The sequence below is a fragment of the Saccharopolyspora griseoalba genome (assembly GCF_042665275.1).
GTDB classification, from domain to species: domain Bacteria; phylum Actinomycetota; class Actinomycetes; order Mycobacteriales; family Pseudonocardiaceae; genus Saccharopolyspora; species Saccharopolyspora griseoalba.
The window spans coordinates 1-837 of the sequence record NZ_JBHTCJ010000039.1; the positions used below are offsets into that span (position 1 = coordinate 1).

1 pseudogene is annotated in these 837 nt (G+C 66.8%); it reads right to left on the reverse strand.

Features of this window, described 5'->3' with window-relative positions:
- Window positions 1-786 (reverse strand): annotated as a pseudogene (locus tag ACFQRI_RS27090) (IS5 family transposase); the annotation flags it as partial.
- Between the last annotated feature and the right edge of the window lie 51 nt (window positions 787-837).

Sequence of the window (837 nt, forward strand, 5' to 3'; positions counted from 1 at the left end):
TGGTTGAAGCAGCGTTCGACGATGTTGCGGCGTGTGTAAATGCTGGCGTCGAAGGCCGGCGGGCGCCCACCGGCCTGGCCGCGTCGTTGCCGGTTGGCCCGTTGATCTCTGCGTTCGGGAATCGTGGCCGGGATACCGCGTCGTCGGAGGTAGTCGCGGATCGCGCGGCTGGAGTAGCCCTTGTCGGCCAGGACCCGGCCTGGGCGGGTCCTGGGCCTGCCTGGGCCGGACCGGTCGAACCGGACTCCTGCCATGACCTGGGTGAACATCGTGCAGTCGTTGACGTTGCCGCTGGTGAGTACCACCGACAGCGGGCGGCCGTGCCCGTCACAGGCGAGATGGATCTTGGTGGTGGGCCCGCCACGGGACCGGCCGATAGCATGATCATCGGGCTCACTGTGTCCGCCGGGATCCGCTGGGGCCCCCTGTGTGAGGTTCTCTCGGGCGGCGGGCGCCCGCGGCGTGCTGGTGGGCACGCACGATGCTGGAATCCACCGACACCTCGGCATCCAGCTCATCGACCGCCTCGGCGATCACCCGAACCTGTCCGACCAGCCTGGTCAGCACACCGGTACGCGACCACCGCCAGAAACGGTTGTAGACCGTCTTCCACGGCCCGTAGCGCTCCGGCAGATCCCGCCAGGCGATACCTGTCTTGGCCTTGTACAGCATCCCGTTGATCACCCGACGGTCATCCACCCGGGGCCGCCCCGCCACGCCCGAGGCCGGTAACAACGGCTCGATGACCTGCCACTGCTCATCAGTCAACTCATGCCTTTTCACCATCAACCAAGATCAAACCAGGCCACCCACACCCACTTTGAGGACACCCCCTAG